This window comes from uncultured Paraglaciecola sp., from assembly GCF_937123705.1.
Lineage (GTDB): Bacteria > Pseudomonadota > Gammaproteobacteria > Enterobacterales > Alteromonadaceae > Paraglaciecola.
Genome location: NZ_CAKZKO010000012.1, coordinates 20,598 through 45,538 on the forward strand (window position 1 = coordinate 20,598; position 24,941 = coordinate 45,538).

Consider the following 24,941-nt stretch of genomic DNA (forward strand, 5'->3'; position numbering starts at 1 on the left):
CATTTGATTATTAGAAGGTTGTGTAACGCTTAAAGCACTATAAACCCTTTTCAAAATTGAGTAAACCGTGAACCTAGCTTACCCAAATTAAGGCAATGGGTATTTTCCAATCCGATCATTGTTCAAACTTCCTAAATACAAATAACCGTGATATTCGCGAGCAGAAGTAATATCTTTTAAATGTTCACCCGTTGGATCTTGCAGACTTTGAATTACCTGAGCTTGTTCATTTAAGGCCACCACTAAGCCGTAAGGCTCTGGTTGCGGCCAAAATACCTTAGGCAATTTCGACATTTGTTCTTTTAGAAAAGGCTTGGGGTGCAAAGCATCCATTAACTCATTTCGCACCGTAAACAACGCCAGCCAAAATGTGCCTTTACCATTACTGGTAATGTTGTCTGGAAAACCCGGCAGATTGTCGATAAAAATATCATGAGTGCCGGCTTTAGGGCCTTTTAACCAATATCTAACAATGCGGTAGCGGTAAGTTTCATTCACTAAAACAAAGTCTTGTTGTTGGGATAGAGCGACACCATTGGCAAAATACAGATCTTTTAGTAATAGTTTGGTTTGCCGAGTCTTTGGGTTGTAACTCAGTAATCGCCCATGGGGTTTGGCTTCAAGCAGGTCATACAAATATTCGGTTTGCGCAAACTTGTCACTGGCATCAGTGAAATAGATAATACCTTGACTGGAGATATCCAAAGCATCGGTAAACTTAAATGGCACCTCATTGTGGGTTGTGGCTAATACGCTAATTTTCCCTTGCGGGTCGATTGACAACAATCCTTTGGAGGCATCGGCGACAATGAGGTTTTGCTCTGCGTCAAACTTCATGCCTAAGGGCCGCCCTTGGGTATCAGCAAAAACGTCAAGCTTGCCATCGTCAAGCAGCACCATAATCTTGCCATCTTGTGTGCCGCCATACACCCTACCTTGGTTGTCTACGGCCACTTCTTCTGGGCCTTTAATTTTTCCTAATGCCAACAGTTCGGCTTTTTTTAATAATTGATTGGGCGCTAAATTACCCATTAATTCATCTGGTTTAGGTGGTGAGTAGGCTGCCGCAGAAATAGGCGCAGGCTGCAGCAACAATACTGCGACTAAAACAACTAGTACTACAACTATGCCTAGCAAAACTTTTTTCATTACTACTTATCCTTTTAAAATTAAGTCACATCTTTTGAAATGAGAAAACCTGTATCATTAAATATGAGCTGAGATTATAAATCTAGCTCTGCTGTGTTGAAATGGGATATTATTTAACCCAAAGATATAGCCATTGACAGGATATAAATGCCTTATGAATTGGATACTTAGAATAATCAGTGCCGTTATCGTTCTAGCGATCATTGCTGCTTTAGTGCGGTTGATCCCAGCGCATTTACAAGTGCGAACCGTCACGCCACCACTTCCAAAGGATGAAGCGTTATTGGCTCTGCTGGAGTCACCAAATGGCCCCACTAAACTAAGTTATATACTTACCTCCAGCCAGCAACTTGAACGTGGACAAATTTCTCACATTTCCATTGTGGTGGAATGGCAGGATGGCAAAAGGTTTTTAATAGATACCGGGATGGATCATCAAGAAGCCAAAAACTTTGCAGCGCTATTACAAAAAATGGATTCAAAGGCAGGTGAGGCAACGGTAACAGGCAATATTTCTGAATTGCTCGGTTCTGAAATCGACAGCATTAGTGGCCTAGGTTATACCCATTTACATATTGACCACACCCAAGGCACAAAAAACTTCTGCAAGGCAAGAGGTAAGGGCGCCGTGGTGTTACAAACCACCAGCCAACAACAATTACACAATTTTAATACCACTGAGGGCGCAGTTTTAGTGGCCAACTCTTGCTTGCAAAAAGGCTATTTTACTAGCGGTGCAACCAATAATCTGTATAAATCACCGCAATTTCCGGGGATTGCAGCGTTCGAATTAGGCGGCCATACACCAGGCTCTACACTTTGGGCCGTTGCCTTTAAGGAAAAAGTATTGTTGTTTTCAGGAGACATAACTAACGATGCAGCAAGCTTGCATCAAGATATGCCAAAAAGTTGGGCCTATAGTTATCTGTTTGTTCCAGAAAATACCGCGCGCACCGCAGAAATTAGAAAGTGGCTACATGCACTAGATCAAAGCGACGCATTTTCGGTCATTGTGTCTCACGATTTAGATAATACTCAGCGTTATTTGAAGGAGTTTATGAAAAGAAACGATTAGCACAGGCTACCATTCAACCAACTGTTGCATATATTGCAAATGCTGGTGTTGTAATTACCGTTTGACACCTACTTTTCATCTAGTTCAAGGTTCAAAACACACTATCGTCTTTGAATTGCAGGGATTTCAAAAAAGTCCAGAGAAGAAGCCTCTTTTACCTTTTCCAAAAACTGCTTCTTTTCTGCTCTTTGTTCTGGCGTTACGCCAAATACTTTAACGTGCTCATCTTCTAATAATTTAAGTGCTTGAGTACGATTAATGATGTCTAACAATTCAGCAGCCCGCAATAATCCTTCAGTTTGGTGTTTGAGTTTGTCATTAGGTTGCCCTTTTTTAGTAGCAACAAACACCCGATTTAGTTGCTGGGCGCAGTATTCGATAAAAGCAACTTTTTCCATTTAAATCATTTCCTTAACTTTCCATTACAATAGATTTATATCAATAAAACTCAATAATGCCAAGCTTGCTTTTGGGCCGTTTTGACTGGTATCAACAAGCCACTAGTTTCTAGTTTTGCTGAATCACCGGTTTAAAACTCAGGTGTATAGAACACCTGTAAAAACCATTCGAACTCTGAATTAAATAGAAATGCCCTAGCTGCGCATATTGTATAAATTTTGTGTTGTGTCTATTCTACTTTCTATTAAGAAATTGTCGTTTGCGCCATGGCACATAAAAAGTATAAGGCATTTATCAGTTACTCTCATGCAGACGAGTCTTGGGCTCGTTGGTTGCATAATGCGCTCGAAACTTATCGTATTCCTAAACGTTTAGTACAAAAACACTCACTTGCAAACAACCATTTAACGCCAATTTTTCGTGATCGTGATGAGCTGGCTTCTTCCGGTAATTTGTCTGATGTTATTCAACAGGCCATGGCAGACTCTGAGTATCTTATTGTGATTTGCTCACAACACTCGGCTCAATCTCGTTGGGTAAATGAAGAAGTTAAAAAATTTAAAATGTTAGGCCGCAGCAATAACGTACTGTGCCTATTGATAGACAAACCTGAATGTAGCTTTCCTGCCAATACACTAGTCGACTTCAATAGCTCGGGAGATGAAATCTCTAGTAATATAGAACCCCTAGCCGCCGACGCCAGAGCAGGCTTTGATGGTAAAGCTATGGCTAAATTGAAGATTATTTCAGGAATGATTAACGTAGGCTTAGACGAGTTAATCCGCCGCGATGCTATTCGAGGACAAAAACGCATGATGGCTATAGCTGCTGCATCAGTAATAGGAATGGCAGTCACCTCATTTTTGTCTTTTTATGCCTTAGAGCAACGTGATTTTGCCAGGCAACAACAAGCCTTAAGTGTTATTGCTAGAGATGAAGCGATTGCATCAAAGGATGTCGCAGTGAAAGCCAAGACCGAAGCCGAAAAAGTAGCGAATTTTTTGGTGGGTATGTTTGAATTATTTGACCCAAGGGAGTCACTTGGTAACGCCGTAACGGCTCATGACGTTATCAACCGAGCGAAAGAAACAGCCCAATCAGATTTAGTAGAACAGCCTCTTACTCAAGCGAAATTGTTATATACCTTAGGCTCGGTTTATCAAGCGCTGGGACTGTATTCTGAAGCACGTAATGTAAAGAATGACGCCTATCGAATACGCCAACAACATCTAGGCGATAAGCACGCCGATACCTTAGCCTCTTTGGATGATTTAGCCAATATCGCCCTGCATCAAGGCGATTATCTAGCATTGGAAAAATACGCCATTGAATCGCTACTTATTAATCGAAAGTTACATGGTGATAAGTCCATAGAGACAATAGACGCCCTTAGCAATATGTCTTCGGCCATGTCTAAGTTAGGTAAAGACAAACTCGCCGTAGAATATAGCGAAGAAGTGCTTCGCAATGCTCGCATTACACCAGAAGTTACCCCAAAAAAACTAGAGCTGTATATACGCCGTGCAGCAAACCAAATTAGTGCATTAGGTGACTATCAGCGAGCCGAACCTTTATATAAAGAATCTCTAGCACTTTCACGAAAGGTATATGGCGAAGTCGCGCCCAATGTGGCCTTTGCATTGGATAATCTTGGCATTCACTACACCGATATGGAACGTTTTGATCTTGCAGAGCCGTTGTACTGGCAATCACTGGAAATGCTGCAACAAATATTTGGTAAGAAGCATCCAGAGGTTGCGCAAACCATGGGAAACATTGCTAGTTTCCTCATCACATCGGACGGTGATCATGAAAAAGCCAGAGAGCTATTAATAAATGCTATAGAAATAGACCGAGAAGTACGCCCTAATCATGAATTTATTGGCAATTACCTTTGGTCACTTGCGCTATTAGATGTCGCCCAAAAGGACTTTTCTGCCGCCGAGTCAAATTGGCGCGAATCATTACAAGTACTGAGTCATTCTTTTGCTGCGTTTGATCCCATAGTGCTGGGAGTACACGCAGGTTTAGCGCGCACGCTACTCGCTCAAAACAAACTCAAAGAGGCCGAATCCATTCTGGCTAAATGTTACGCCGAATTGATTAAATTAAATAATAAAAACGATATCCTTATCGAAGTATTAGAAGACTTGATTGTGGTCTACGAACGCACTGACCAACCTGATCGTGCCGCTGAATTATGGCCTAAGTTAGACAGTTTGTATGCTGTCCAAAAACCCGACTAATCCACAAACTGACTAGAGCCTGTTGAGTTAAGTAACCTGAATCTGATAGGCATTCATTTTGTGGAGTTGCAACCATGCAGCGTTTTCGTTGAGTGCCTCAATACCAATGGTTTTAATCACTTGTTGATAAGTTTGAATGTCGTCTGGTTTGTCTTTGTCTAGTAATGCCATGCGATTCATCGCTTGTTGGAAAAAATAGCCGGTGCGCAAATATCGCTGGCTTAACTCATCAAAACCCATTTGTGAGGAAAACGTTTTAAGCAATGCTGAACTGATAAACGCCATGGCAATGACAATGAAAAGCACCTCAGAAGAAAATGCAGGCCACAGATTTAAATGAATCTTTATCACACTTAGGCACATCAATAAGATTGCACTAACAAACAAAACAATCGACTTAATTTGATAGCGCTTTGCTATTAACAGACACTCCGCAGCCCTGCCTCTTTCGCCCCGTTGCCCGTAAAAATAGTTTCGCTGATCTTGGATCCACGCTTCTCTAACAAATTGTATGTGATGGCTACTTGGCGCAGCAATATGCAACATTAACTTGTTTAAGTTATCGACTATCCAATCCATTTCATAGAGTTTAGTGGTACGGTAATTATTGGCGCTATGCTCGGCAATGCCTGCCAAATGCCAAAATATTTGCACTCTTAGATCTTCTGCAAACACCCGCCATTCCACAAATTCTTCTTCCTTAGAGTCGCTGCCAACAAAATATTTCCAGTATATAAATATGACTAAGCCAACCAAAAATACATGGGCCAAAAACCAACTTATAGTGGGAAACAACCCCGCATAAATTTGTTGCGCAAATATCGCAATAAACGACAAACAGGTGATCAATTTTAAAGACTGAAAACGTTGTTTTTGCCTGATCTGCGCTAAACAATCGGCCACACAATAAACATCGACAATTTTTTGAATAGATTTCACCCCATCCTGGGGCGGGTTTTTACCATATAAATAGGCCGCGCTATCTGCCTTTTGTTTATCACTAATACTCAACGCTTCAGTATTAAAACGCTCGGTTTTACTTAAAATATCATTCTGAAGCTTCTCGTCTTGTTGACCACTGATTGGTAAGCTTTGCCAAGTGCCTATGTGCGCATAGGATTGTATACTAGCTGGCAGACTCCCATGTCGTGTACGGTTACATACCAGCCACTTACAATAGGTTTTATTTGGCTTTGAAAACAACAAACTACTTTCATCTACTAAGCCTTCCACACACATTTTAACCACATCGGCCGTCCCACCAGGCAAGGTTTGGGTGCCATCGATAAGTTTTCCTTCATTGATAACCCCATCCCACAATGCAATTAAAATATCCGAACAGCCCACTAACTTTTTACCGAGTTCGCGATACCCTTGCTCACGAGGCAGATGTAATATTAATGGACAAACCTGCACATCAGTACATTGTGTTAACAGCTTGCGAAAGGTTTGTTGTGAGTCTGAAGTGGTAAAGTCTTTCTCGTACTCTGAAATCTCAAAAGGCAAAATAGCGATAACAGCCAGTTCTAATTCAAAGGCCACCTTGACCATTAATTGGTCGGCTCCTTCAGCCAACCCAGATAAAATATTGATAGTGGTATTTGGATACTTTTTTTGAGTGGCAAGTAGTTCTTCTTTAAGCGCTTTGGCAAGCGCATCATGGTCTTGCTCGGGAATGTCTCTATGCCCTGTCACACCAATATTGATGGTTAATGCTGACGCCATTTTTAATAGCCTGCAAATAAAAACGATTAAGAAGTGTACACGCTAGCATTGATGAAATACTGAATTCAATGAAAAGTATCTATCTTTACTCGGAATCGCTAAGCACAAAGCTGGGGCTTGCCGCTGCGGTTATTTTTCCTTTCTATATCATCTAAAACGGGGATCGGGTTGTTATATTCAATTGGGGTTTACGAAAATGTCAATGGATTAGCTAGCTGCGGCGATAGTTGAAACTTTATTTTAATCACCAATCTTAATCGCCTCAATATTAATAATATTCGAGCGGTTCAAGGTAATTTTAAAACGCTGAGTGTGTTGTTGGTTTTGTTTGTTGATGTGCATTAACACCACATTGATTTGATAACGGCGCTCTACGGCTTGTTTGGTGATCTTGTTATTATCGAGTGCATATAAACGGCCTTCGCCCTTTTTTAAGAATCGAATAAAAGGCGTCAAGTTAAAATTAATACGTTGTTGAATGGCATCGTACCCCGGTAAAAAACCTTTGGCATTAACTTTAGTGTCACTGCGAAAATGCAGTAACTGTGCTTCTTGTTTATTTTGCTGGCGGCGGTTTTGAAATAACTCATCCACTTGTTTGGGTAGATCTTTATTGCGAATGTATTCCAGCCAAATGGTTTGACTCGCTATGCGACTTTTATTAACACTGTGGCTATAAATAATTCTCCATTTTGGCAGGCCTTTTTGAATACGGCGCCATATTAAGCGGGTAATATCGTCTTTGAATATCTCCCGCAATCCGTAAATCACACCTAACATACCGACTAGGGCTATAGTTACCTCAGTAAAATTAGTACGAGCGTTTAACACTAACACCATCACAAAGGCCATGATAATGGCTGTGACCGTGCCGCGAACAATACGGTTTAAATTACTATTGAGGCTTTTAACCTCTTTTTGAAATACCACACCATATTCAATTAAACGTTGTAACAAGCGCATTTTATTGGTGATGCGATTAGGGTCGTCTAAAGTAACTTGCGAGTTATAGTGGTTTTGTTCGCGGTAATCGTTTTCACTGCGGCACAGCTTCAATAAAAACTCTCTTTCACTGCTAAAATCGCTACTTTTAGGCGCTCGTGAAAGCAGCTTTAAAAATGATTGCTCAACTTGCCAACTCAGGAAATTATCGGCATTTTCGAAGTAGGCTTTTAGATTTTGGTCCGGCGGAGTGTATCGCCTTAATTTTTTTAGTAACCCCGAAATCTGTTCGGCTAGTTCTATCGCTTTTGGGTAAAACTCTTGTGACTCTTTAATCTTAAGGGTTTGTTTTATATCGGTATCTAAAGCAATACGAATTTGATAGGAAAACAAGTTTAAATTTAAGCGATAGTCACTTTTTTCACCTTTATTTTGGCTAATAAAACGACTACGAACCAAAGGCAAATGCAACTGATCGGAATAATAGGCACTGTGGCTTTGAATACTGTTATGAAAATATTGCTCCTCTTCTAACGTTTTGGGGCTGATACCCATTTCATTCGGCAAAGAAAAGTACAAATCGAAGCGCTGGAAATCATTTGGCAATAACTGATAACTCACTTTTACAGAAAGGTTTTCGTCCTGAATAAGCTTAATCTTTTTCACGTTATTACCTCCTCCATAATTGCTTACCCTAAACCAATGATTATGCTTTACTCAAATAAAGTAAACGACTTACCTCAGTTTTTCGGTTATTTAGGAAACCAAATTAGAATTGACCAATTGATGCATACCCGCTCTGACTTCAAGAACGGCAATTGCTAGGTTAAATTAGCGTCTAAATATTGCACCAATAACTTAATTCTTGGTGATAAGTGGCGATTATGAGGATAGACCGCCCAAATACCTTCATCTGGCTCACGGTAATTGTCTAGTAAGGTGACCAAATCGCCACTTTTTAGATATTCCTGAACATAATAATCAGGTAATTGCACTATGCCCAGCCCTTTTATTGCTGCATCGACCAAGCCATAGCCACTGTTAAAACGTAACCTCCCTGACACTCTTACTTTTCTTCCTTTTGGTGAATTCTTAAAGTGCCAATAATCAAGCGTGCCCTTTAGGCAACTATGCATATCCAGCTCTGAAAGGGAGTGTGGAACACCATTTTTATTGAGGTAGGCCGGAGACGCACAAACATAGTTGGTTCGTTTACCTAGTTTCTTTGCCATCATGCTCGAGTCGGGTAATTTACCGAGTCGAATAGCTAAATCATACCCTTCTTCAACTAGGTCAACTTGCAGATTACTTAAATAAGCCGTCACCTCAATATCCATATATTGCAGCATAAAATCGCTCACTAGTGGCAATATTTGTTGCTCACCATAAGTGACGGGGGCAGTCAGTTTAATTTTGCCTTGAGGCTTGGATTGCAAGTTGGTAACCGCCCGCTCGGCAGCGTCCAAGCCGTCGAGTACGCTGCGACAATGCTGATAATACACTCGCCCCTCTTCAGTTAATGATACTTTGCGAGTAGTACGATAAAACAATTTTATGTTAAGACGTTTCTCTAAAGCACTAACTTGACGACTTACCTGCGCCGTCGAAATCGCCATGCTTTTTGCGGCTTTGGTGAAACTTTCGTTTTCGGCCACGTTAACAAATTCGCTAATACCTTCCCACTTCATATTTTATTACTCATAAGTAATAGTTATTTACCAAAATCACACATTATCATTTATTTAGAAACAAATATAATACTTGCCAAACAATCACGCTGTGACTTAGGTCATAAACCTTGCATGAGATTTTAGGAAGTAAACATGAGTTGGATATTTTTGATTTTAGGTGTTGCTGCTGAAGCTATGTCTCATGTTGCATTGAAAGAGACCGATGGCTTCACAAAGCCATTCCCTAGCGCTTTTGTGTTACTCGGTCACTTAGCTGCTTTCATGTTTCTAGGGCAAGCTATGAAAGGCATGCCCATAGGTATCGTACACGCTTTATGGGCAGGGCTGGCTATCATCACAGTGACCTTGTTATCTACAATTATCTACCGGCAACATCTTGACCTTACAACATGGACTGGCATGGCACTTGTCGCGATTGGCATTGCCATGATCAATCTTTCGGGAGGTCATAACCACTAATTATCTTGGTTAAATAACAAACAATTTGAATAGCCTCAAACACCTTTAAACATCATTCATCAAACAGTGAGAATAAAAATGTCAGATAAATTTATTAAGTCAAAAGCCGCCATCGCATGGGGTCCAAAACAGCCATTGTCGATTGAAGAAGTTGACGTTATGTTACCTCGCCATGGTGAGGTACTTGTGAAAGTTGTGGCCTCGGGTGTATGCCATACCGATGCATTTACTTTATCGGGTGATGATCCCGAAGGCATATTCCCAGTGATTTTGGGTCACGAAGGTGGCGGTATAGTCGAACAAGTAGGTGAAGGCGTAACTAGTGTAAAAGTAGGGGATCATGTTATTCCTTTGTATACACCTGAATGTGGCGAATGTAAGTTCTGCTTGTCTGGTAAAACCAATCTGTGCCAAAAAATCCGTGAAACTCAAGGTAAAGGGTTGATGCCAGATGGCACTACTCGTTTTTATAAAGATGAGCAGCCGATCTTCCACTATATGGGATGTTCGACGTTTTCTGAGTACACAGTACTGCCAGAAATTTCATTAGCCAAAGTCAATAAAGAAGCGCCACTCGAAGAAGTATGTCTTCTAGGCTGTGGCGTTACCACTGGTATGGGCGCGGTAATGAATACCGCAAAAGTCGAAGCAGGTGCCACAGTCGCTATCTTTGGACTTGGTGGCATTGGGCTGTCTGCTGTTATAGGTGCAACAATGGCAAAAGCCAGTCGTATTATTGCAATCGATATTAACGAAAGTAAATTCGAACTAGCAAAAAAATTAGGGGCGACTGACTTTATCAACCCAAAAGACTACGAAAAACCTATTCAAGACGTCATTGTTGAATTAACTGATGGCGGTGTTGACTACTCGTTTGAGTGTATTGGCAATGTGAACCTAATGCGTTCAGCCCTTGAGTGTTGTCATAAAGGCTGGGGGGAATCGATCGTCATTGGGGTAGCCGGTGCAGGGCAAGAAATAGCCACCCGACCGTTTCAATTAGTTACCGGCCGTGTATGGCGTGGCTCTGCATTTGGTGGTGTTAAAGGCCGCTCTGAACTACCTGATTACGTTGAGCGTTACTTACAAGGTGAGTTCAAATTAAGTGATTTTATTACCCACACTATGAGCTTAGACAACATCAATGATTCATTTGACTTAATGCATAGAGGCGAAAGCATTCGCACCGTTATACATTTCGATAAATAGTCGCATCTATCCCAATTTGAATGCTGCCTTTTAACAGTTATGAAGGCAGCATTTTAAGGCCACCAAATCATTTTGAATAGGCTGTCGTAATACCACGGCAAACTATTCATGCAGCCAATATGGAAGCCGATGGGCCGATACAAAAACTCCCAAAATTCAAGAATATAAATCATCAAAACAATACCAATTGGTTCTAAGATTTCTAACAATATTCACCTCCCCTGCATACCCTAAACTCAATCACCAATTAACGTTTTGTAATAACCTAACAGGTCACGAGAACATCAATCAAAATCAACAAAAAACTCTTTTAACTAACAACTTAGGAAGTACAGACAATGCTCAGTGAATTCATAATTATAAGGATATAAAATAGTTCGATACGCTAATAGAGACTTGCCAACTGGTTAATATAGCAGCACACTAAAATGGTAAATTTTTTATTCATAAATCTAAACTTGAACAAAGAGAATATTATGAAAATCAAACATTGTATGAACACATCTGTCCGCCCACTGTTTAATAAAAATTTTTTAACCACCGTCATTATCGGTCTGCTGACCAGCCAAACAGCATGGGCACAGCAGACTCCCGTTGCACAACAAGATGAAGAATATGAAATTGTGGTAGTAACCGCGCAAAAACGTGAACAAAACCTGTCGGAAGTCCCCATTTCCATTTCGACATTCAGTGCCGAGAATATCAACCAAACAGGCATCACCCAACTTGCCGAGCTATCTGATTTCATTCCAAATGTGAGCGTTTCTCGCGCTACCGATTTCACCTCAGCGATTACCATTCGTGGTGTAGGAGCCAATAGTCGTAACATTGGCTTCGATACTCGCGTGGGGGTTTATCTGGATGGCGTTTACTTGGGCCAGTCGCCAGCCCTTAATCAGGAATTGCTCGATTTAGAACGCATCGAAGTATTGCGTGGACCGCAGGGCACGCTATTTGGTAAAAATACCGTGGCTGGCGCTATCAACCTCATTTCCAAGAAACCCTCAGACGTACTGGAAGGCAAAGTAGGCGCCTCAATTGGAAACATGGGCGCACGGGAATTTCAGGGCCAAGTAAACCTACCTTTATCGGATAATACTGCCATAAAATTTTCAGCTAGTAAGTTAGACCGCGACGGGTATGTGAAAAACTTACTTAGCGGTAACGATATGGCAGAACGAGATTCGCTGGCTTATCGGGCCCAGTTCCGCTCTCAGCTTAGTGATAATTTGGAGTTAAATTTCAGTTATGATAAGACAGAAACCGACCGTTTATCGATGCTTGGAGAAGCCATCTCAGATACACAAGGGATCAGCCTAAACACCGATTCACCCAATAAAGATGAAGTTGCGATTACGTTTGATACGTTAGAGGAGCGAGACATCAGCGGCGGTTCGCTAGATTTAGCGTACCATTTCGAAAATGGTTATGATCTAAAGTCCATCACAGCGTACCGCGATACTGACATCTTTTATCGGAACGATTCTGACTATTCAGCCGCCGACTTGCTGGCCATCGAATATTCAGATCAATACAAGCAATGGTCTCAGGAGTTCCAATTGATTTCTCCCCAAGACCAAGGAGCATTCGATTACGTAGCTGGGCTGTATCTATACCAACAAGATGCTCACAGCCGCCGCGATGCCATCAATGGTGCTCAGTCATTTTTGCTCGGCAATACACCGGGTACACATGTGTTTAGCGACGGCGACGTAACCACCGACAGCTATGCGCTGTATTTCAACAGTGGCTACGATCTCAATGAGCAAAGCAGCCTAGCATTAGGATTACGCTACAGTGACGAAGACAAAGAGGTCAATTGGCAACTAGATGGCTCCGAATCCGGTATTTTCGGCATTGGTGTTGGCGATGTTATGCAAAATCGCAATGACAGCCATTTATCCTATGCATTAAGTTTTAACCATGCCATCAACAAGCAACTCAATGGCTACGCCAAATATTCCACCGGTTTTAAAAGCGGGGGTTATAACCTAGATTTTGTGACCAATTCTGACTTGGCAGCCGGCATTGATTTTGCCAAAGAAACCGTGGGCAGTGCCGAGTTAGGGCTGAAAGGTAACTTCTATTCCAATCGACTGATTGTGAATATGGCGGCCTTTAGCTCACAGTTTAAAGACTATCAGGTTAACCAGTTTATCGACTTGGGCAATGGTTCGTCTTCTATTTCAATCCGTAATGCGGCCGAGGCCAAGACTCAAGGTCTGGAGCTGGAAATGACCTATAGACCCATTTCTAATCTGGAAATTCAGGCCAGCGCCGGGTTACTCGATACCCAGTATGACGATTTCCCAGGCGGCTTAGCCAGTGGTGAAAACGCCAAAGGCAATGATTTAGTCAATGCACCGAAGAATAACTTCTCCTTTAGCGCCCAGTATATAAGCGAATTAGCAGCGCTAAATGCCGATATCATCTGGCGCATGGATCTCTCCCACAGCGCGGGCTTCTTCACCACAGTAGACAACGTCAAAACACAAGTACTGCGTGATGGTACCCCCGTCAGTTTTGGTCATGTAGACACTATCACTCTGGTTAATGCACGTATTGGTATACTCGGCCAAGAAGGCGATTGGGAAGTGTATTTTTGGGGGCGTAATCTAGCCAATGTGCGCGATGTTATCGATAACCGTAAGGATTTTTTCGGCACGGTCACCAACAACTATGCTGAGCCACGCACCTACGGCGTTGAAATAGTATATAACTTTTAAGGAATAAATTAATGCAGAGCATATTATTCAAAGGGCCATCAGTCCTATTATTGTTGCTCGCCAGTGTATACGCACTGGCCCAACAGCCACCACCACTGCCTAACTTGCCAATTTATTCCGATGTGAGTCAGCTAAATGCAAGTAGCCAAGGGGAGCTGTATTTCGACTCAGTCAGCGCAGGTGATTATAAATTACTGGTCCATCCCGATGGTTCGTTGCTAGATACCCGGGTCAAGGCTCAGTTGTTTTTACCCAAGAATGCATCAGCTAAGCACAAAGTCCCAGCCATGGTGATCTTACATGGCAGCGGCGGCATATTGCCCAGCCGTGAGCTGGCCTATGGAAAGTTACTGGCCAGCTGGGGCATTGCCGGTTTGGTAGTTGATACCTACGGCGCACGGGGTGTCACTGATGCAACACCTTATGGCTTACGAGTGGCCATAGTGAGCGATGCAGATGAGGTAGCCGATGCCTATGGCGCGTTACGTATGCTCAATCGGCATCCGGCAATCAATACCAATAAAATCGGCCTAATGGGGTTTTCTTATGGCGGCATGGCCACTCGCTCCGCACTGGATAAGCGAATTTATGACAATTTGGCTCAGGGTGTAACACCATTTGCTCTGCATTTGGATTATTACGGCCCATGTCATTTTGATTTGCAGACCCCAAAAACCACCGGAGCCCCATTGTTTAGCTTACGTGGAGCCGAAGATCAATCTAACGATTTGGTAGCCTGTGCCAACATCGAAAATAAGTTACGAACGGCAGGCTCTGCCATTGGCAGTGTCATATACCCCAGAGCCGCTCATGGCTGGGAAATGCCTCAACCAAGAGAATTTATTGCTACTCTTAACCCAGCACCTTGCGAACAAGTGTTGATGGATAATGGAGACTGGAAAATTAACGGCGTCACCCTTGCAGTTCCACCTCTGAAAACTCGTGAGCAGAAGTTTCATTTCCGCTTAGCTTTACTCGGCCAGATGAAAAAAAGCTGCATGTCACAGGGTTATGCAATGGGACAAGATAAAGACACCCACCAGCAGTCTAATGTCGTACTAAAACAGTTAAGCAAACGTTATTTGCTCGATTAACCAAGACAAAGGGATCATCATGAAAAATATTTACCTACTTCTGAGCAGTCTATTTCTGGCCTCAACATCCACAATGGCAATGGCAGATGCTGATATAGAGCGCCTTAGCACACCCGCTTTCAAAGCCCTCAACTTACCCTTTTCACAAGCAGTGAAAGTAGGTGATATGTTGTATTTATCCGGTGAACTGGGTGTTAAACCCGGCACATTAGAGTTGATAGAAGGTGGAGTTAAACCACAAACCCAACAAGCACTGGAAAACATCAAAACTACGCTACAACATTTTGGTTCGGATATGGACAAGGTGATCAAATGCACCTTGTTTTTGGCCGACATCAAAGAATGGGGCATGGTGAATGAGGTATATGTGACGTACTTCAACGACAAATTACCGGCCCGTAGCGCAGTAGCCGGCAGTGGTTTAGGTTTAGGCGCACGGGTTGAAATAGAATGTATGGCGTTGGCTGGAAGTGCTGATTAACCTAATTAGTCAAGAGTGAGATAACTCGCTCTTGACTAAATGCTAGACGTATATTTTTCGTCATAACCAAGATATGAAAACACCCAATATTATTTATAAGAAAGTTCACAAAGACATCTCATGTTAATGAATCACAAAGCAACCAAAGCCTTTCAGTCGGCAAAGCCGATGCTTTTGAGCTACCTTTTTCAATTATGGGCTTTGTAACTTATACATAAGTATTTAGCTCGCTCATGAATTGTTCTTTCTAACGTTATACCCTTGAGTAAAGAGACTAAAATGGAGTCCGTAAAATGCGAGGAAAAGGGAAGCTTATTAGTTGGAATGCAGAAAAAGCATTTGGCTTTATTGCGCCATTAGATAAAGGTAGTCATATATTTATCCACAAAAGTGGATTTAATAACAAAGCCCGAGTTCCGGCCATTAACGATATAATCACTTATACCTTATCTGCAGATAAAAAAGGACGAACAAACGCCATTGAAGCAACCTTTAGTGGCGAAAAACTGACTAGAAAACCAACCAAGAAAGTCAATAAATTCTCTATGTATCTGGCGGTATTTTTTTTAGCTACAATCGTTATCACTTGGTTGCTAGGGAAGATTCCACATTTGATTCCAGTGACTTATTGCCTGTTAAGTCTATTCACATATATTGTTTATGCATTCGATAAATCTAATGCCAAAAATGGCGATTGGCGCACCTCAGAGGCCACGCTGCATGGACTAGCTTTAGCAGGGGGTTGGCCGGGCGCCGCATTTGCTCAACAATTGTTGCGTCATAAATCCCAAAAGAAAGAATTCAGGATTGCATTTTGGATGACGGTTTTGGTAAATTGTAGGTAACGATATAGATTGATAAAAGTGGGATCTAATAAAATTTGGCGGGAAAATGCGGGTTAACTCAATAGTGGCAAGGGTTTCAAGTAAATTTTGGTTTGAATATTGAGAATTGAAAAAACGGGGTAGTTTGATAAAAATATGGTTATTATCGAAAAACGCGGGGTAGTTTAGTGAACGGTGCGATCTAGAGGCTAATTGATCCATAAATACCGTTTGAAACCTGTTTAAATACGAGGTTGAACGGATTTCATAATTCGGAAATTAAACCTAAAACTGATTGATTAGAGAATTTTATTAAGGACTAGGTGCGATCCTATTTTTCGCACCATGATAATTAGATCGCACCTTAAGCGAAAGTTAGTAGAAATAAGGGGTAAAGAGATTTTGATTAAATTTATGGCTGGGTAAAGGTGCGATCCTGATAATTGTGCAATGATCGCACCTTGAGTAATTACAAGCTATTCAAGCAACTAACGATCCTACCAACAACCTTTAGACCTGGTAACTTTTCTTTAGAGACAGTAATATTCATAAATTTACTATTTTCAGCTAGTAAAATAATGTCACCATCCAAACCAAATTGCACTCTTCTAGCTATAACTTGATCGTTTAAAACAATCGCATAAATACTGCCTTGTTTTAGTTCTTTATCGGTTGAATCAATACTTATAAATGCGTTTTTTAGAATAGTAGGTGCCATTGAATCATCATTAATTTGCGTAGTGTTTTTCTGTATAACTTCCTTATTATCACTATCAGCCATTTTTACACCAGGAAGCTCCACATCTTCAGGTAATTGGAGAAATCCCGCCGATAAACGTTTTTTAATAAGCTCAATAAAATCATAATTTGTTTCCACAGATATAGCGTACAAGTAATCAACATCTGGAAGTCTGTCTCTCTCATATCCAATCATTGTGTTTCTATGCCAAGGCCATTTTTCAGCCATCGCCGAACGGGTTGTAAAAGCCTTTCTCAATTCGAATATAAACTCGCAAAACTCTTTTGCACTCATAAAAACCCAACCATGTGTATAAAAAACACAATAAAAAACAACAAGATGGACTTAAAGTCCAAATTATTGTATTTACTGCTATTGACTATATAAAATTAAGCACACATTATTGTATGTATAAATACAGTAATTGGTACATCCCATGTCATCAGTAGATATGCATAACGCAATGATAATTGCCCAGGTTCGAATGAAAACGGGCTTTTCACTTAGAAAATTATCAATTTCAAACGGACTTAATGTGGCTGCGTGTCAACAAGCACTATTACGCCCATACGAGAAGCCAGAACAAGTAATAGCAAAAGCTATCTCTATCCCAGCACACCAAATATGGCCATCTCGATACAATTGCGACGGCACCAGAAAAAAAGGCCTGCACTCTACTAAGAAAAACAGCATAGCAAAAGATCTGTCCGTGTACACGATAATGGATGCTGGGGAATAGATATGACACATAAATATAGTGCCGCTGATATTTCTTTAGTTTTGGGTGTATCCAAAAGAACCGTACAAATTAAAGCTAAAAAAGAGGGGTGGCCTTTTACTTTAGTTAATGCAAACGGAGGTAAAACGGCCAGTTACTCTATTGAAGACCTCCCCCCAGAAATAGCTCAAAAGGTAAATAAATACTTCGCGGTTAAAGTAATTCCACAAACATCAGCTGCTATTAAAGGTTCAGCAGCTGGTCGTCATATCTCTGAGGTGGAGCAAAATCACAAGAAAGTCCAACTCAAAGTAAGACAAGACAGCTTAAAAAACCTTGCTGGAATGCAGGGGGAAAAACTTCAACGGGCGCTATCAAAAGTTCAAATAATTGAAGCTGTGAAAGAATTTCAAGCACGCACCAAACTTCCAAAAATTAAATCTGTTGACGAATTTTGTCGCCTATTCAATGAGAACGTAATCAGCCTAAATGAAGAAGTTTATTCGGTCTGTAAAAGTTTGAGTCGCGCAACTTATTTGCGCTGGGAGAAAACATACAACACACAGGGCGTTACTGCTTTAGCCGGTAATTATGGTAAAGCAAAAGGATCCGGAATTATCGACTCTAATTTAGAGATAAAAGAATTTTGTCTAGCTCTAATCCAAGAATATCCACATATTACTGGGCAGAGAATACACGAACTTTTGCAGGCTCAATTCAACTCTAAATACCCAATTCCAAGCGCCTCTACTTGCAGACACTGGCTAAAAACATGGAAGAATGAAAACTCTTCCTTATACATGTCTATGTTTGATCCTAGTGCGTACAACAACAAAAGAATGACTGCTTTTGGCAGCATGTCGGCAAACATCATTAGGATCAATCAGCTTTGGGAATTTGATTCAACTCCCGCAGACACAATGTTAACAGATGGTCGATTTAGTATTGTGGGTGTGCTTGATGTTTTCACTCGACGAGTAAAACTCATACTAAAACCCACCTCAAACGCTGAGGGAATAGCACTATTAATTCGTGAAGCATTAATAGACTGGGGCAAACCCGAGATAGCGAGAACCGATAATGGCGCTGATTATCTATCTGCTCATATTACTACTGTCTGGAATTCACTAGACATAATAAACGACATTACCAACCCTTATTCTGGTTGGGAAAAGCCATTTATCGAGCGCTTTTTCAGAACGTTTTCCCATGGCATAGCTGAGTTAGTCAAAGGTTATATCGGTCACAATGTATCTGATCGAGAAAAAATATCAGCACGATTAACTTTTGCAGAAAGATTGATGGAAAAACGAGAAAAAGGCGCTCAAAAAGTCGCTTTAGACGTCCAGCTAAGTTCCACAGAGTTTCAAGCATTCATAGACCAATGGGTCGACAGTCACTACCACCACACCGAACATAGTGAATTAGGTTGCACACCGTTTGAAAAACTAACAGAGCAAAAGCAAACCATCTCCTTTATTGAAGACGAAAGAATTTTAGACGTACTTCTAGCGCCTGTTCCTTCTCAAAAAGGCTTTAGAACTATTAGCAAGGAAGGCATCAGTGTTGATGGCGGGTATTACATACATGCCAATCTGGGAGAGTATGTAGGCGAGCGAGTTTTCTGTCGTCACAATCCAAATGACATTGGCAAAATTTATGTGTTTCATGCACTTCATGGCCATTTTATCTGTGAGGCAATCAACCCAGAAATAGCCGATAACGATATCACTATAGAGCATGCGCAAGAGGCTCGTAAGTTACAGCGTTCAAAACTCGCCATTCAACGCAAAGCGTTTAAATCGTTAGCTAAAACACATGATGTCAGTGACGCAGCACAAAAGTATCTCGACTTCAGAACCGAACAAACCAAAGGTTTAACCGCCTTTCCAAAGCCTTCCAAAGACTTTACAAACGACGTTATCAGTACTGCACAAGATGCGCTTAAAAACAAGCCAACTGTGCCGGAATACTCTCAAGAACAAATCAACGTTTTTGAAGCTCGTCGCAAAGAGTTAGAAATCATTGAAGGCATAAACACCACCACCTCTGTTTACAAAAATGACCATCACAAGGCGCGTTGTTTAACCATTCAAAAGCGTGATGCCTCTATCACAAATTTAGACAAAGCATGGCTTCATAAATACCGAAACGCCAACCCAAACGCCGCAAAAATGCTTGATAAAAGTTTCTCAGCACAATCCACCAACCAAAAGTAGGAAATACAAATGAAATCCATAACAGCTCAAACCAAAAACATACTAAACGCTTACGACGCGTACATCACAATAACCGAAGCCGCATTAGAAGGGATCCCAGCAATGGGCATGTTTTCTGGAAAAGCAGGTTTAGGAAAAACCACAGCTGGGGCTTGGTTGTTTTGCCAGGCAGACGGCATATTAGTTCGATGCCTAAAGGCCGATACACTCGGCACATTTCTCGAACGTTTAGCAAATGATTTAGGCTTAGACAAGCGCCAGCGTCAAGCCGACATGATTGACTATATAGTGAAAGAATTAGCGCTAGCAGGTAAACCATTATTTATAGACGAAGCCGACTATCTAGCTGAAAAATTCAATGTCCTTGAAACAATTCGCGACATCTACGACTTAGCCAATATCCCAATTATTCTAATTGGATACGCCGAACTACCAAGAAAGCTCAAACGCCTACCGCAGCTAGACTCACGTATCAGCCAGCATGTTGAATTCGAACCTGCTGATTTTGAAGACACCCAAATAATGGCAACTCAGCTTCTAGAAAACTGCTCTTTAGAAGATGACCTAATTCAAAAAGTACTAGATGAATCCAAAGGCAATTTCCGACGAATTACCGTCGCACTTTCTCATATAGAAAAGTTCTGTCACGTCAACAATCTCACCAAAATAAGTGCGGCCCAATGGTCAGCGAAGTAAGGGTACAGGCATGACAAAAACACTAAGTCAACGCAGTTGGGAATGGATAAAAACAAGGCCAGAGTTTCTTTCAAAAGAACTGGCCAGCGCCATGGATGTGAATTTACATCAAGCGCAAATGGTTATTAGCCATCTCAAAGATTTAGGTGCAATCAAAAGTTCACACCGTGGATATAAAGGCACCGTTTACCTCGCAGTTGAGGGAGCAACCCCTCACCTGCCTGGTAAAAACCCAACAAGCCCTAGGAAAAAATGTATCCGCCAGAAAATTTGGAATGCAATACGTTTTTTAAACAAATTTACCATTCCAGAAATCATGGCCGCCGCAGACTGCTCAAAGGCAAATGTAGAAAGCTACTTAACGCATCTACGCAGGTATGGATATGTAGCAACAGTACGCAAGCAAAACGTGAAGTTATCCATGGCAAAGCGCCGAGGCCACCTTAATCAATATTTGTTAATCAACAACACAGGTCACAAATACCCAGTAGTTAGCGCAAAAGGCATGCGGGACCAAAACCAAAATATTCTGATCCCATTAAATGCCACAAAAAAGGACAACAAAAATGAATTGGTTTGAATTGCTAACCCTCAAAGTAAACACCCTTGGCCGCCGCATTGTTGAAAGCGACACAGGGATGAGCAAAACCACGCTAAGCCAAGTACTAAACAAAAAGTACGCAGGCTCAATGGCGAATATTGAAGCCAATGTTTTAGCCGCCTATGCAAACATAAAAGTTACGTGCCCAGTACTCGGAAGCATCCCTGTAAAGCGCTGCAACATCGAGAAAAAGAAACCATTCAGTGCTGCAAACCCTACTCGTGTACGGCTATATAAAACGTGCAAAACCTGCCCTCACAACAAGCAAGGAGGACACAATGAACCCTCATAACCAAGCACTTAAAACACGCATCGACAAAGTAACCAAAGCTATCAATCAGCTTATGAGTTACGGCTGCGCCATTAAAAGCCTTTGCGTAAACGACCAAGGCAATGTGATTGAAATATTGCCGCCACTCAACGCAGAAATGAGCAAAAAATTACAAGGTATAGAAACCACCATCACCGGTAATCAACATGGTCGCCATTTTCACAGCCAAACGCGTTTACACGGTTGCACTGTGCTTTGGCAATCACACCCACAACTACAAACAAAATAAGGTACCAATAATGAATGCAGTAGCACCAACCATAGTCGACAAAGTATTTCCACTGGCCGACAAAAAAGCGCAAAACGGCCGCATGGAAGACGAGCACGGCAGCTTAGTCATAGTCGACAGAATAAAAAAGCACGACCTAGTGCGCGACAAACTCGTCCGTAAAGTTTGCGCCGATTGCTCAGTTATTTCACTTGAAATACAAAACTTAAAACAACGCATCTCAACAGAAATCCAAAATCTTATTAACGAAATGCTTACTCAGTATGGTCAAAAGATGGGTGGCAAAAAAGGCAACGTCACCCTATTCAGTTACGACAAATCGTTAAAATTAGAACGCACCCAGCAAGAGCGCGAAACCACCAACGAGCACATTCTAGTTGCTAAACAAATGGTCGACGACTGCATTAAAGCATGGGCCAAAGGCGCTAAAAAAGACCTACAAGCATTAGTGCAAAAGTACTTTCGTACCGACGGCAAAGGCAGTTACTCAGTGCAAGATCTTAAAAAGCTCATGCGCATGAAAATTGGCCAAGACGATCCCAACTGGCAAGCCGCCATGAAAGCCCTGGCTAACTCTATCGAACAAAGCCACACCGAAACCTACTACCGCGCCTATTACCGCAACGAGGCAGGTGGTTACGAATCAATTCCACTCAACATAACCGACGTTCACTAGGAGTTATCGCATGCAAGAAATCAAGCCTGGCAGAGAATTGTATAACCACGTCCGTGGTGGGTTTGTAACTAAAGGCTCGTCACTCACCGAATGGTGTAAGAAACAAGGAGTTAATTATCAAAATGCAACGCAGTGTTTGACCGGCTCTTGGGATGGGCCAAAGGCTAAAGTCTTACGCAATAAAATGATCGCCGATTCGGGTATTAAAGTCACCTCAAAATAGGAGCTATTCCATGGCAAAAACCGCCCAGTTACCACCACACTGCACCACCAAATATGTTGGTTGCGTGAGTGACATTCGCGAGTTTCTAAAGCAACTACCAGAAGACGTAGAAGGCTTAGAAGAAACCTACGAGGTAAATAAGTACACCGACCGCCAAACAGGCGAAAAGTGGATTGAAATAAAACCCACTCAATAACCCTTTAAATGCCCGTTAAACGGGCATTAATCAAAGGCCACTCACCGAGTGACTTTTGATTAATCAATAAAAGGAACTGAAATGAAATTAATACTACTTGTGTTAGGCGTTATCACTATCGCCGGTTATTCACTCGACACCATCGCCGGATATGTTGCCGTCGGCTACTGTTTTTGCCTTTTCTTAATCGCGGCATTTTTCATAGGTGCCAACCAATGAGAAAAGCACTTATGGCAAAGATTCATATTGCCAAAAAACAATTAAACCTAGACGACGACGTATACCGCGATGTGCTCAACCACATAACAGGGCAAAGCAGCTGCTCAAAAATGTCCGACAACCAGTTAAAAAATGTCCTAGATCACTTTAAAAATAAAGGGTTCAAAGCCAAGCCAAAAAATGGTCGTCGCATGTCACCTAACTCAAGCGAGCCAGTTAAAACGCCCCAAATTCGTAAAATTCGCGCCGTATGGATAACCATGCACCTACACGGCATAGTCCGTGATAACAGCGAAGCCGCACTAGATGGCTATGTAAAACGCATGTCAGCCCAACAAAATAACGGCAAAGGCGTTGACGCAGTAGCCTGGTTAAATGGCGAGTTAGCCCACAAAGTGCTAGAAGCGCTTAAAGCCTGGCATATACGCGAAGCACTAAAACGCCTCTCTTCAATAGGTATCACCCATGACGAACTAGGCAATGTGCTATACAAACAAAGTTACAACACCATCATAGAAACATTTGCTGAAGCACTAAGCGACGGCAAACTATGAAGTTAAGCCGCTGCCCAGTTTGCCATCATCACATAACGCTTGAATCACTAGTGCAAGACGAATCAGGCCGTGAGCTTATGGCCCTTATGTCAAAGCTGCCCACACAAGTTGCCAGCAGCTGCTTAAGTTACATCGCCCTATTTCGCCCTGCCAAATCCGACTTAAACAATGGCCGCGCCTTACGCTTAATGGCCGACATCATGGCATATAACGCCAATCACTCAGCACTATGCCAGGCACTCGACCAAACCACCGTGCAAATTAAGCAAAACCGCGTGCAATCGGGCGACAGCAAACCGCTATCCAATCACAACTACTTTAAAAAAGTACTAACCAGCATCCAAGGATGGGATCAAACACAAGGCACCTCACATGCACTCATCTCAGCACCTGCTCAATCAAGCAAACAAAGCGTTAGCCAAGCCCTCTCAAACACAACAGACACAAGCTGGGCAAAGTGATATGAACGCAGTAGCACCACTAATCAACGAAGTATTCGACCAACTGCAAACCATGTTTGGCCGTAAATACACCAGTCGATTTGGTAACAGCGCTGAAATAGACAAAACCAAACGCATTTGGGCCATATCCTTTTTAAAAGAACAAATCACCATCAACCAAATTAAATACGCACTCGAACAAGTGCTGTATATGCGAATGAGCTGGCCGCCAGAATTAATAGAATTTTTAGCCCTATGTGATCACGAAAGCGTAACCGGCATGCCCTCACTAGAAGAAGCCGCCACACGTATTATCGAATGCAATACCAAATACCGCTTCGACAAAACCACCTACGAGCAAAAGCACCTACAACATCCCATGTTAGCCGTGCTAAATATTCGTTGTGCTCAGCACGTCAACAAAGACGAAAAAACCTTTAACAAACACATGCAGCGCGAATACAAAACCGCCCTAATGCAACACAAAGCAGGCACCTTACCCCAAATAAAAAAAGCATTACCTGCGCCAGCGATAGATCACATTACCCATGGGTATCAACCCCAAAACCCCAACGATCCTTTTTTACAACGTGTCGCCAAAGTGCGTGATTTATTCAAGGCAAAACAATAATGACCGACTCAACCGAAAACCAAGCAGGCTTTGCATTCGACGACAACTTTGATGCACTACTCGAAAACCTAAACGATGCCACAGCCGATAAAGCCAAAGCTGAAAAACGCTTTAAATCCCATTTGTGGGCCTTAGTAAACGTAGTGGAACGCCGTTTAAACAAGCAAGGCATACAAGGCGATAAAGCCTATCAATTAAGCTGCCACATCATTGCCGAAATCGCCCACTACCAAGGCGGGCAATGCAACTACCTGCCCCGTGGCGACAAACTCAAGCAAGAGCTACGTAACATTCACATGTTCAGACTTTGGCACCAACAAAGCTGGTCGCCCGAAAAAATCCGCGCCCAATACTGCCCAGAGCTAAACCAAATTCAAGTGTACAAAATCTTGCGTGAAGCAAGGCAAGCGCACCTTAAAAAAATCCAACCACAACTACTATAGGAAACC

Annotated in this window: 28 protein-coding genes; 22 read left to right on the forward strand and 6 right to left on the reverse strand. The window is 41.9% G+C overall.

From position 1 onward, the window contains the following. Window positions 1-87 precede the first annotated feature (87 nt). Entirely contained in the window at window positions 88-1,149 is a 1,062-nt protein-coding gene (locus tag Q0688_RS02465; RefSeq protein WP_299072745.1) for an SMP-30/gluconolactonase/LRE family protein, read from the reverse strand. Between the two features lie 154 nt (window positions 1,150-1,303). On the opposite strand from Q0688_RS02465, the gene Q0688_RS02470 reads away from it, so the two are divergent. Then, a complete protein-coding gene (locus tag Q0688_RS02470; RefSeq protein ID WP_299072748.1) occupies window positions 1,304-2,224 on the forward strand; it encodes an MBL fold metallo-hydrolase in 921 nt (306 codons plus the stop codon). A gap of 101 nt (window positions 2,225-2,325) precedes the next feature. On the opposite strand, the gene Q0688_RS02475 is transcribed toward Q0688_RS02470, so the two are convergent. Then, window positions 2,326-2,622, reverse strand: a complete 297-nt coding sequence (locus Q0688_RS02475; RefSeq protein WP_299072751.1) for a hypothetical protein — start codon at window positions 2,620-2,622, stop codon at window positions 2,326-2,328. Window positions 2,623-2,889: 267 nt separating this feature from the next. On the opposite strand from Q0688_RS02475, the gene Q0688_RS02480 reads away from it, so the two are divergent. Beyond that, window positions 2,890-4,869 carry a toll/interleukin-1 receptor domain-containing protein gene (locus Q0688_RS02480; RefSeq protein WP_299072754.1) on the forward strand — a complete coding sequence of 660 codons (1,980 nt, stop codon included), beginning with the start codon at window positions 2,890-2,892 and terminating at the stop codon, window positions 4,867-4,869. Window positions 4,870-4,896: 27 nt separating this feature from the next. On the opposite strand, the gene Q0688_RS02485 is transcribed toward Q0688_RS02480, so the two are convergent. The 3 genes from Q0688_RS02485 to Q0688_RS02495 all read right to left on the reverse strand — a co-directional run bounded on the left by Q0688_RS02485 (window position 4,897) and on the right by Q0688_RS02495 (window position 9,224). Next, window positions 4,897-6,594 carry a hypothetical protein gene (locus Q0688_RS02485; protein WP_299072757.1) on the reverse strand — a complete coding sequence of 566 codons (1,698 nt, stop codon included), beginning with the start codon at window positions 6,592-6,594 and terminating at the stop codon, window positions 4,897-4,899. Window positions 6,595-6,834: 240 nt separating this feature from the next. Then, window positions 6,835-8,202 (reverse strand): hypothetical protein, encoded by a 1,368-nt coding sequence (locus tag Q0688_RS02490; RefSeq protein WP_299072760.1) that lies wholly within the window; start codon window positions 8,200-8,202, stop codon window positions 6,835-6,837. A 155-nt stretch (window positions 8,203-8,357) separates the two neighbouring features. Next, window positions 8,358-9,224: a LysR substrate-binding domain-containing protein gene (locus Q0688_RS02495; RefSeq protein WP_299072763.1), complete on the reverse strand. Its 867-nt coding sequence runs from the start codon at window positions 9,222-9,224 to the stop codon at window positions 8,358-8,360. 135 nt (window positions 9,225-9,359) lie between these two features. Here Q0688_RS02495 and Q0688_RS02500 point away from each other — a divergent pair, with 135 nt between their 5' ends. The 6 genes from Q0688_RS02500 (at window position 9,360) to Q0688_RS02525 (ending at window position 16,041) form a co-directional block, all read left to right on the forward strand. Further along, window positions 9,360-9,686, forward strand: a complete 327-nt coding sequence (locus Q0688_RS02500; RefSeq protein ID WP_299072766.1) for a multidrug efflux SMR transporter — start codon at window positions 9,360-9,362, stop codon at window positions 9,684-9,686. Between the two features lie 78 nt (window positions 9,687-9,764). Further along, window positions 9,765-10,895, forward strand: a complete 1,131-nt coding sequence (locus Q0688_RS02505) for an S-(hydroxymethyl)glutathione dehydrogenase/class III alcohol dehydrogenase (protein ID WP_299072768.1) — start codon at window positions 9,765-9,767, stop codon at window positions 10,893-10,895. A gap of 476 nt (window positions 10,896-11,371) precedes the next feature. Further along, on the forward strand, window positions 11,372-13,621 hold the full coding sequence (locus tag Q0688_RS02510; RefSeq protein ID WP_299072771.1) for a TonB-dependent receptor: 2,250 nt from the start codon (window positions 11,372-11,374) through the stop codon (window positions 13,619-13,621). An 11-nt stretch (window positions 13,622-13,632) separates the two neighbouring features. Then, window positions 13,633-14,715 carry a dienelactone hydrolase family protein gene (locus Q0688_RS02515; protein ID WP_299072773.1) on the forward strand — a complete coding sequence of 361 codons (1,083 nt, stop codon included), beginning with the start codon at window positions 13,633-13,635 and terminating at the stop codon, window positions 14,713-14,715. 19 nt (window positions 14,716-14,734) lie between these two features. Further along, on the forward strand, window positions 14,735-15,196 hold the full coding sequence (locus Q0688_RS02520) for a Rid family detoxifying hydrolase (protein WP_299072777.1): 462 nt from the start codon (window positions 14,735-14,737) through the stop codon (window positions 15,194-15,196). Between the two features lie 293 nt (window positions 15,197-15,489). Beyond that, on the forward strand, window positions 15,490-16,041 hold the full coding sequence (locus Q0688_RS02525; protein ID WP_299072780.1) for a DUF1294 domain-containing protein: 552 nt from the start codon (window positions 15,490-15,492) through the stop codon (window positions 16,039-16,041). Between the two features lie 448 nt (window positions 16,042-16,489). Here the strand turns inward: Q0688_RS02525 and Q0688_RS02530 are convergent, their stop codons facing one another. Then, window positions 16,490-17,053, reverse strand: a complete 564-nt coding sequence (locus Q0688_RS02530) for a S24 family peptidase (RefSeq protein WP_299072783.1) — start codon at window positions 17,051-17,053, stop codon at window positions 16,490-16,492. A gap of 142 nt (window positions 17,054-17,195) precedes the next feature. Here Q0688_RS02530 and Q0688_RS02535 point away from each other — a divergent pair, with 142 nt between their 5' ends. From Q0688_RS02535 to Q0688_RS02600, 14 genes are all read left to right on the forward strand, one after another. Continuing rightward, window positions 17,196-17,498 carry a helix-turn-helix domain-containing protein gene (locus tag Q0688_RS02535; protein WP_299072786.1) on the forward strand — a complete coding sequence of 101 codons (303 nt, stop codon included), beginning with the start codon at window positions 17,196-17,198 and terminating at the stop codon, window positions 17,496-17,498. Window positions 17,499-17,500: 2 nt separating this feature from the next. Further along, window positions 17,501-19,696 (forward strand): Mu transposase C-terminal domain-containing protein, encoded by a 2,196-nt coding sequence (locus Q0688_RS02540; RefSeq protein WP_299072788.1) that lies wholly within the window; start codon window positions 17,501-17,503, stop codon window positions 19,694-19,696. Between the two features lie 9 nt (window positions 19,697-19,705). Next, complete coding sequence (locus Q0688_RS02545) at window positions 19,706-20,392, forward strand: AAA family ATPase (RefSeq protein ID WP_299072791.1); 687 nt, start codon at window positions 19,706-19,708, stop codon at window positions 20,390-20,392. Between the two features lie 10 nt (window positions 20,393-20,402). Next, window positions 20,403-20,972, forward strand: coding sequence for a hypothetical protein (locus tag Q0688_RS02550; RefSeq protein ID WP_299072794.1), 570 nt, complete (start codon window positions 20,403-20,405; stop codon window positions 20,970-20,972). Beyond that, a complete protein-coding gene (locus Q0688_RS02555) occupies window positions 20,959-21,285 on the forward strand; it encodes a hypothetical protein (RefSeq protein ID WP_299072797.1) in 327 nt (108 codons plus the stop codon). The genes Q0688_RS02550 and Q0688_RS02555 overlap by 14 nt, the downstream gene beginning before the upstream one ends. After that, on the forward strand, window positions 21,272-21,553 hold the full coding sequence (locus Q0688_RS02560; protein ID WP_299072800.1) for a hypothetical protein: 282 nt from the start codon (window positions 21,272-21,274) through the stop codon (window positions 21,551-21,553). Before Q0688_RS02555 ends, Q0688_RS02560 begins: the two co-directional genes overlap by 14 nt. 10 nt (window positions 21,554-21,563) lie before the next feature. Further along, a complete protein-coding gene (locus Q0688_RS02565; RefSeq protein ID WP_299072801.1) occupies window positions 21,564-22,229 on the forward strand; it encodes a DUF3164 family protein in 666 nt (221 codons plus the stop codon). Between the two features lie 10 nt (window positions 22,230-22,239). Next, a complete protein-coding gene (locus tag Q0688_RS02570) occupies window positions 22,240-22,452 on the forward strand; it encodes a hypothetical protein (RefSeq protein WP_299072803.1) in 213 nt (70 codons plus the stop codon). Window positions 22,453-22,462: 10 nt separating this feature from the next. Beyond that, on the forward strand, window positions 22,463-22,648 hold the full coding sequence (locus Q0688_RS02575; protein ID WP_299072806.1) for a hypothetical protein: 186 nt from the start codon (window positions 22,463-22,465) through the stop codon (window positions 22,646-22,648). Between the two features lie 81 nt (window positions 22,649-22,729). Beyond that, window positions 22,730-22,867 (forward strand): hypothetical protein, encoded by a 138-nt coding sequence (locus Q0688_RS02580; RefSeq protein ID WP_299072809.1) that lies wholly within the window; start codon window positions 22,730-22,732, stop codon window positions 22,865-22,867. Then, window positions 22,864-23,421: a gp16 family protein gene (locus Q0688_RS02585; RefSeq protein ID WP_299072811.1), complete on the forward strand. Its 558-nt coding sequence runs from the start codon at window positions 22,864-22,866 to the stop codon at window positions 23,419-23,421. The genes Q0688_RS02580 and Q0688_RS02585 overlap by 4 nt, the downstream gene beginning before the upstream one ends. Continuing rightward, window positions 23,418-23,882: a hypothetical protein gene (locus tag Q0688_RS02590; protein ID WP_299072814.1), complete on the forward strand. Its 465-nt coding sequence runs from the start codon at window positions 23,418-23,420 to the stop codon at window positions 23,880-23,882. The genes Q0688_RS02585 and Q0688_RS02590 overlap by 4 nt, the downstream gene beginning before the upstream one ends. Further along, window positions 23,794-24,492 (forward strand): replication protein P, encoded by a 699-nt coding sequence (locus tag Q0688_RS02595; protein ID WP_299072816.1) that lies wholly within the window; start codon window positions 23,794-23,796, stop codon window positions 24,490-24,492. The genes Q0688_RS02590 and Q0688_RS02595 overlap by 89 nt, the downstream gene beginning before the upstream one ends. Beyond that, a complete protein-coding gene (locus tag Q0688_RS02600) occupies window positions 24,492-24,935 on the forward strand; it encodes a Mor transcription activator family protein (protein ID WP_299072819.1) in 444 nt (147 codons plus the stop codon). Before Q0688_RS02595 ends, Q0688_RS02600 begins: the two co-directional genes overlap by 1 nt. The last annotated feature ends 6 nt before the right edge of the window (window positions 24,936-24,941 follow it).

What these genes read in the sequence shown, in the direction of transcription:
- Q0688_RS02475 (WP_299072751.1), bottom strand. Translation starts at nt 2,622, where the DNA reads ATGGAAAAAGTTGCTTTTATCGAATACTGCGCCCAGCAACTAAATCGG.
- Q0688_RS02540 (WP_299072788.1), top strand. Translation starts at nt 17,501, where the DNA reads ATGACACATAAATATAGTGCCGCTGATATTTCTTTAGTTTTGGGTGTA.
- Q0688_RS02555 (WP_299072797.1), top strand. Translation starts at nt 20,959, where the DNA reads ATGAATTGGTTTGAATTGCTAACCCTCAAAGTAAACACCCTTGGCCGC.
- Q0688_RS02530 (WP_299072783.1), bottom strand. Translation starts at nt 17,053, where the DNA reads ATGAGTGCAAAAGAGTTTTGCGAGTTTATATTCGAATTGAGAAAGGCT.
- Q0688_RS02525 (WP_299072780.1), top strand. Translation starts at nt 15,490, where the DNA reads ATGCGAGGAAAAGGGAAGCTTATTAGTTGGAATGCAGAAAAAGCATTT.
- Q0688_RS02465 (WP_299072745.1), bottom strand. Translation starts at nt 1,149, where the DNA reads ATGAAAAAAGTTTTGCTAGGCATAGTTGTAGTACTAGTTGTTTTAGTC.
- Q0688_RS02595 (WP_299072816.1), top strand. Translation starts at nt 23,794, where the DNA reads ATGCACTCATCTCAGCACCTGCTCAATCAAGCAAACAAAGCGTTAGCC.
- Q0688_RS02580 (WP_299072809.1), top strand. Translation starts at nt 22,730, where the DNA reads ATGAAATTAATACTACTTGTGTTAGGCGTTATCACTATCGCCGGTTAT.
- Q0688_RS02500 (WP_299072766.1), top strand. Translation starts at nt 9,360, where the DNA reads ATGAGTTGGATATTTTTGATTTTAGGTGTTGCTGCTGAAGCTATGTCT.
- Q0688_RS02485 (WP_299072757.1), bottom strand. Translation starts at nt 6,594, where the DNA reads ATGGCGTCAGCATTAACCATCAATATTGGTGTGACAGGGCATAGAGAC.
- Q0688_RS02535 (WP_299072786.1), top strand. Translation starts at nt 17,196, where the DNA reads ATGTCATCAGTAGATATGCATAACGCAATGATAATTGCCCAGGTTCGA.
- Q0688_RS02545 (WP_299072791.1), top strand. Translation starts at nt 19,706, where the DNA reads ATGAAATCCATAACAGCTCAAACCAAAAACATACTAAACGCTTACGAC.
- Q0688_RS02510 (WP_299072771.1), top strand. Translation starts at nt 11,372, where the DNA reads ATGAAAATCAAACATTGTATGAACACATCTGTCCGCCCACTGTTTAAT.
- Q0688_RS02570 (WP_299072803.1), top strand. Translation starts at nt 22,240, where the DNA reads ATGCAAGAAATCAAGCCTGGCAGAGAATTGTATAACCACGTCCGTGGT.
- Q0688_RS02505 (WP_299072768.1), top strand. Translation starts at nt 9,765, where the DNA reads ATGTCAGATAAATTTATTAAGTCAAAAGCCGCCATCGCATGGGGTCCA.
- Q0688_RS02575 (WP_299072806.1), top strand. Translation starts at nt 22,463, where the DNA reads ATGGCAAAAACCGCCCAGTTACCACCACACTGCACCACCAAATATGTT.
- Q0688_RS02520 (WP_299072777.1), top strand. Translation starts at nt 14,735, where the DNA reads ATGAAAAATATTTACCTACTTCTGAGCAGTCTATTTCTGGCCTCAACA.
- Q0688_RS02590 (WP_299072814.1), top strand. Translation starts at nt 23,418, where the DNA reads ATGAAGTTAAGCCGCTGCCCAGTTTGCCATCATCACATAACGCTTGAA.
- Q0688_RS02565 (WP_299072801.1), top strand. Translation starts at nt 21,564, where the DNA reads ATGAATGCAGTAGCACCAACCATAGTCGACAAAGTATTTCCACTGGCC.
- Q0688_RS02585 (WP_299072811.1), top strand. Translation starts at nt 22,864, where the DNA reads ATGAGAAAAGCACTTATGGCAAAGATTCATATTGCCAAAAAACAATTA.
- Q0688_RS02495 (WP_299072763.1), bottom strand. Translation starts at nt 9,224, where the DNA reads ATGAAGTGGGAAGGTATTAGCGAATTTGTTAACGTGGCCGAAAACGAA.
- Q0688_RS02470 (WP_299072748.1), top strand. Translation starts at nt 1,304, where the DNA reads ATGAATTGGATACTTAGAATAATCAGTGCCGTTATCGTTCTAGCGATC.
- Q0688_RS02560 (WP_299072800.1), top strand. Translation starts at nt 21,272, where the DNA reads ATGAACCCTCATAACCAAGCACTTAAAACACGCATCGACAAAGTAACC.
- Q0688_RS02515 (WP_299072773.1), top strand. Translation starts at nt 13,633, where the DNA reads ATGCAGAGCATATTATTCAAAGGGCCATCAGTCCTATTATTGTTGCTC.
- Q0688_RS02550 (WP_299072794.1), top strand. Translation starts at nt 20,403, where the DNA reads ATGACAAAAACACTAAGTCAACGCAGTTGGGAATGGATAAAAACAAGG.
- Q0688_RS02480 (WP_299072754.1), top strand. Translation starts at nt 2,890, where the DNA reads ATGGCACATAAAAAGTATAAGGCATTTATCAGTTACTCTCATGCAGAC.
- Q0688_RS02600 (WP_299072819.1), top strand. Translation starts at nt 24,492, where the DNA reads ATGACCGACTCAACCGAAAACCAAGCAGGCTTTGCATTCGACGACAAC.